4 protein-coding genes are annotated in these 5,572 nt (G+C 60.5%); all 4 read left to right on the top strand.

The features are described 5' to 3' along the window. Window positions 1–15 precede the first annotated feature (15 nt). The 4 genes from D5687_RS10935 to D5687_RS10920 all read left to right on the top strand — a co-directional run bounded on the left by D5687_RS10935 (window position 16) and on the right by D5687_RS10920 (window position 5,539). Window positions 16–1,170, top strand: coding sequence for a YafY family protein (locus tag D5687_RS10935; protein WP_125199813.1), 1,155 nt, complete (start codon window positions 16–18; stop codon window positions 1,168–1,170). Between the two features lie 114 nt (window positions 1,171–1,284). Further along, window positions 1,285–3,723 carry a class I SAM-dependent DNA methyltransferase gene (locus D5687_RS10930; protein WP_125199812.1) on the top strand — a complete coding sequence of 813 codons (2,439 nt, stop codon included), beginning with the start codon at window positions 1,285–1,287 and terminating at the stop codon, window positions 3,721–3,723. Continuing rightward, on the top strand, window positions 3,716–5,032 hold the full coding sequence (locus tag D5687_RS10925) for a restriction endonuclease subunit S (protein ID WP_125199811.1): 1,317 nt from the start codon (window positions 3,716–3,718) through the stop codon (window positions 5,030–5,032). The genes D5687_RS10930 and D5687_RS10925 overlap by 8 nt, the downstream gene beginning before the upstream one ends. A 117-nt stretch (window positions 5,033–5,149) precedes the next feature. Beyond that, window positions 5,150–5,539, top strand: a complete 390-nt coding sequence (locus tag D5687_RS10920; RefSeq protein WP_125199810.1) for a hypothetical protein — start codon at window positions 5,150–5,152, stop codon at window positions 5,537–5,539. Window positions 5,540–5,572: the final 33 nt, after the last annotated feature.

The following is a 5,572-nucleotide window of genomic DNA, read 5'->3' as shown; positions in this document are numbered from 1 at the left end:
GCGACGAGGGCTTTGGTGGCTATCTCGCTTTTACACCACTTGACTGGACACTACCCGCACCATTGTGTAGGCTGGGGTCATGGGCGTTCACCTCAGGCCGGCCCTGTGTGCCGGAATGATTGGCAGGGTGGTTCGCTCTCGTTACCCACCGAATGGAATGCCATGTCGATTACATTGTTCCGTACCCTCGAGATGCTTCGCCATGTTCCCCGCGAGCCGCGGAAGATCACGACCAGTGAACTGCGGGACCGGTTAGCCGCGGCGAACTTCGATGTGACGCTGCGCACAATCCAGCGAGATCTGCAGAAACTGTCGACGGTTTTTCCGTTGATTAGCGACGAGCGCGACCACGTCTTTGGCTGGTCATGGTCACGAGATGCGCAGGTCGAGACGCTGCCCGGGATGGACGCAGCCACGGCAATTACCTTCGCCATGGCCGAGGAATATCTGCGGGACATGCTGCCCAGTGGGGTGTTGGAGCTGCTTGCCCCCCACTTTGATCAGGCCAGACGTGTGCTCGATGCGACTGATAACGGGCTCAACACCTGGAAGCGCAAGGTTCGGGTCCTGCCGCGCTCTCAACCGTTGATCGCCCCGGACGTCGATCCGGAAATCGCCCAGTCGGTATATGACGCACTACTCAACGACCGTCGACTTAAGGCGGTCTATCGCCCTCGGGGCCGCGAGCCTCGGGAGTACGACCTCAGCCCGCAGGGGCTCGCATTCCGTGACGCCGTCACCTATCTGGTGGCCAGCCATCGGGACTACGACAACGTACTCATGTTCGCCCTACATCGCTTTCTTCACGCCGACGTCACTGATGAGCCCGCCCGGCACCTGCCCGGCTTCGACTTCGACGAATGGGTCCAGCGGGGCGGTTTTGATGCCGATCGGCATGGGGAAGCGATTCAGCTCGTCGCCCAATTTGATATGGCGGTGGGGGATCATCTTCACGAGACACCGATCGCAGACGATCAGCACCTCGCGCGCACCGACGACGATCGCCTCGAATTGATTGCCAACGTCAAAGACACGCACCAACTGAGGTGGTGGCTTCGCGGCTTTGGGCCGGATGTCGAGGTGATCGAACCCGCCGAGATACGCGACTGGTTGATCGAAGGGGCTCGTCAGCAAATCAGCCGCTATGCCGATGCCAGCTCCGGAAGATGAGGCGCGACACAAAATGTCACCTATCGCCGGTCTCATTGACTTGATCATCGCGAAGGCCGCTTGCGCTAGCATGCAACCCATTAGCCTAGGAACGCGAACAGCAACAAGGACACCATGCCCCTCACTCTCCCCCAGCTAGAACGCCACCTTTTCCGCGCCGCCGACATCCTCCGCGGCCGTATGGACGCCTCGGAGTTCAAGGAATACATCTTCGGTATGCTTTTCTTGAAGCGCTGCTCGGACGTGTTCCAGGAGCGCTTCGATCAGGTGGTCTCCAACCAGATCGCGCTCGGCGAGACGCCGGCCGAGGCCCGCGAGATCGCCAACATGAAAAACTGGCACCGGGAGACGTTCTACGTCCCCGAGCAGTCGCGCTGGGACACCCTGCTCGAGGACGCGCACCACAACGTCGGCGATTACCTCAACAAGGCGCTGGCCGGCCTTGAGGAGCACAACGCCAGTCTCGCCGGGGTGCTGGAGCACATCGACTTCACCAAGAAAGTCGGTTCGGCCAAGCTGCCGGACAGGAAGCTGCGTGAACTGATCGTCCACTTCGGCGAGCACCGCCTGCACAACAAGGACTTCGAGTTCCCCGACCTGCTGGGGGCGGCCTACGAGTACCTGATCCGCGACTTCGCCGACTCGGCCGGCAAGAAGGGCGGCGAGTTCTACACCCCGCGCTCGGTGGTTCGCATGATGGTCCGGCTGATCAAGCCGGAAGAGTCCCATACCGTCTACGACCCCTGCTGCGGCTCAGGCGGCATGCTGATCCTCTCCAAGGAATACGCCGAGGAACAGGGTGGCGACCCGCGGCGCATGGGCCTCTACGGCCAGGAAGCCGCCGGTTCGGTCTGGTCGATTGCCAAGATGAACATGCTGCTCCATGGCATCCCCAGCGCGGACCTGCGCAACGAGGACACCCTTGGTGCCCCGCAGCACACCGTCGCCGGCGAGCTGATGCACTTCGACCGCATCCTCACCAATCCGCCGTTCTCCATTGCCTACGGTCCGAGCGACCGCGAAAGCCAGGCCGACTGGCAGCCCGACTTCCCCGAGCGCTTTCGCTATGGCTCCGTGCCGCTGGGGGCGAAGAAGGCCGATCTGATGTTCCTGCAGCATATGATCGCTTCGCTCAACAGCAACGGCATGATGGCGACCGTCATGCCCCATGGCGTGCTCTTCCGCGGCGGGGACGAGAAGCGCATCCGCGCCGGCATCATTGACGACGACCTGGTCGAGGCGGTCATCGGCCTCGCCCCCAACCTCTTCTATGGCACCGGTATCCCGGCATCCATCCTGGTGCTACGTGCGAAGGGGGCCAAGCCGGCCGAGCGGCAGGGCAAGGTGCTGTTCATCAATGCTGACCGCGAATACTACGAGGGCCGGGCGCAGAACTTCCTGCTGCCCGAGCACCTCGAGAAGATCGTCCACACCTTTGACCACTTCGCTGCGGTGGATGGCTTCTCCGCCATCGTGACCAACGAGGAACTGGCGGAGAACGACTACAACCTCAACATCCGCCGCTACGCCGACAACGCCCCGCCACCCGAACCGCAGGACGTGCGCGCCCACCTCAAGGGTGGCGTACCGGTCAAGGAAATCCGCGAGCGCCAGCCTGTCATGGACGCCGTCGGCCTCGACCCCATGGCCCTGTTCGGCGAACGCGCCGACGACCCCGACTACGTCGACTTCGGCGAGGCGCTGACCGATCGCGCCGCCATCAAGCCAGCCATCGAGACCAACCCCGGCGTAGAAGCCCGGCAGGACGAACTGCAACAGGCCTTCGCCACCTGGTGGGAAGAACACGGCCGGCACATCGCCGCCATCGCCAATACCCTGGAAGGCAACGGCAGCCGCCTGTCGCAACTGCGCGAGGATCTGCTGGAAAGCTTTAGCGCCGCCATCGAGCCGGTCGGCCTGCTGGACGCCTACGCCGTGCGCGGCATCATCGCCGGCTTCTGGGACGACAGCCGCAACGACCTGCGCACCCTGCAGGCACGCGGTGCGGTTGGCGTGGTCGACGCCTGGCGCAGCAGCATCCTCACCGCCATGGAAGACAACGTCAGCCGCAGTAATCCGCTGGACCACAAGCTTGTGCGCTTCCTCCTGAGCGACTACATCGAGGAGCTTGAACAGCTCGAGGCCCGCAAGGCCGAACTGGCTGGCCAGATCAAGGCGGCTACCGACGAGCCCGAAGAAGATGCCGAGGACGACGAGGACCGTCCCAGCGAGGACGAGATCAAGGCCTGGAAGAAGGAACAGGCGGCGCTGAACAAGACCATCAAGCACCGCCGCGCCAACTTCGCCACCCACCTCAACGAAGCCGTCGACGGACTCGACGAGCCGGCAGCCGCCGAATTGCTGCTCACCATCCTCCACGAAGACCTGACCGCCATCCTTGAGCGCTACGCCCGCACCCGCCGGCAGGAGGTCATCGCCATCGTCGAGACTTGGTGGGACAAGTACCGCGTGACGCTGGCGGACATCGAGACGGAGCGGGACAGGGCTGCGACAGAGCTCCGTGGATTCTTGGAGGGGCTTGGCTATGTCTGATGCCCAGTCCTATGAGTGGAAAGACTATCGCCTGAATGACCTCGGTGAGCTGTCCACGAGCAGCGTGGATAAAAAGATCGAGCTATCAGAACAACCTGTCAGCTTGATCAACTACATGGACGTTTACCGGCATGACTTCATTGGCAGGAGCATGCCCCTCATGCAGGTCACTGCCACAGCTAGCGAGGTTGAGCGCTTTCAGGTGCAAACGGGTGATGTCTTGTTCACTCCGTCGTCTGAAACGCCCGATGACATCGGACACGCGGCACTCGTAACGGAAGAAATTCCGAACGCCCTTCACAGTTACCACACAGTCCGGTTTCGGCAATCACCCCGCCGACCCATCAATGGGAGATACGGGGGGCACATCTTCAAGCAACGTCGATTCCGGGAATACGTTGGGCGTCGGTCAACTGGATCGACGCGCTACACGTTATCCCTGACTGAGCTTGGGGGAGCTCCCGTTAGCGTTCCTCCAGAGGGGGAGCAGTCTGTCATTGCCCAGATCCTCGACACCCTCGACACCCAGATCCGCCAGACCGAGGCGCTGGTTGCCAAGCTGGAGACCGTCAAGCAGGGCCTGCTCACCGACCTGCTCACCCGCGGCATCGACGAGAACGGCCAGCTCCGCTCCCCGCACGAGGAGGCGCCGGAGCTTTACAAAGACTCGCCCTTGGGGCCAATTCCGATGGAGTGGGAGATCGCTTTCGTGGGAGACCTCGGGGAGGTTGTAACAGGCTCGACGCCCCCCTCGAGCGATCCGAAAGCCTGGGGCGACGCTTTTCCTTTCTTTACACCCGGAGATGTCATTGATTACGAACCCATGCAGAGTGCGGAGAGGGCAATCTCAGACATGGGTCGACGGCATATCAGAGAGATTCCCGGCGGTTCAACTCTAGTGGTTTGCATAGGTTCGACGATTGGCAAGGTGGGTTTCACTTCCCGCTCGGGAGCTACGAACCAGCAAATCAACGCTGTACTCCCTTCGAAAGCCTGGGATGAATTCTTTGTATTCCAGGCCATTCGGACTTATGTCCATCAAATCCATGTTTGGGCTGGTCTTCAAGCTGTGCCAATCGTAAATAAATCGACGTTTAGCCAGATGCTAGTCCCTCACCCTAAGCTCGAAGAACAGAGATCAATCTCCGAAAAACTAAGAGCGGTTGACAGGCGCATTGCGGATGAGCGTGAAGCCATACGTAAGCTGTTCGAACAGAAAAAAGGTCTGATGGACGACCTCCTCACCGGTCGTGTCCGCGTCACGCCGTTTATTGGCACGGCCAAAGCTGCGCAAACCAGCAGAGTCTGACTCAGTTCAGCAGCGTTAGTTTGTTACCCGTAGTGCTGAGCCACGCCCCCTAAAACGGACAGCAGAAATAGCGGTCACAAGGAGGGTTGGCACGAATTCAAAGGGAGGGTCTAAAGCGTGACTGAGGAAAAAAAGCCGGGGGAGGCGCTCGAGGAGCATCTAAAAAATTGGCAAGAAATTGGGAGCAGGATGCAAGCATTGGCGCTGCCTGCTTTGAAGAAGCAGTTGGCGTTAGAGAAATCGATGCGGCCTGAGCTTCTGGAGTTGCAGAAATCGATCCGGAAGTCTTTGGAGCCCGTTGTGGCCATACAGAACGAATGGCAGGCTCTTGTTGCTCAGGTAGAGGCTTCAAGGAAAGCGATGCCGGACCTTGGCGTGCTCGCTGAGCAAGTTAACAGTCTTAGGAAAGCTTTAGCTGAAGTTGTTCCGCCCGCCCTCAGTGAGCTCCAGCGTAGCTTCAAAGAGCTGCCGCCGAAAACACAAGATGAATCGCCCCGACTTTCCTAGACACCTCAAGAGCCTCACAATGAGGGTTCCGAG

Origin of the sequence: Guyparkeria sp. SCN-R1, assembly GCF_003932495.1 — a bacterium.
In the GTDB taxonomy this organism is placed as follows: Bacteria; Pseudomonadota; Gammaproteobacteria; order Halothiobacillales; family Halothiobacillaceae; genus Guyparkeria.
This window is presented reverse-complemented; position numbering and strand designations above follow the sequence as displayed.

Bases quoted from the DNA above. Each gene is read 5' to 3' on its own strand.
- D5687_RS10930 (WP_125199812.1), top strand. From the start codon at position 1,285: ATGCCCCTCACTCTCCCCCAGCTAGAACGCCACCTTTTCCGCGCCGCC.
- D5687_RS10925 (WP_125199811.1), top strand. From the start codon at position 3,716: ATGTCTGATGCCCAGTCCTATGAGTGGAAAGACTATCGCCTGAATGAC.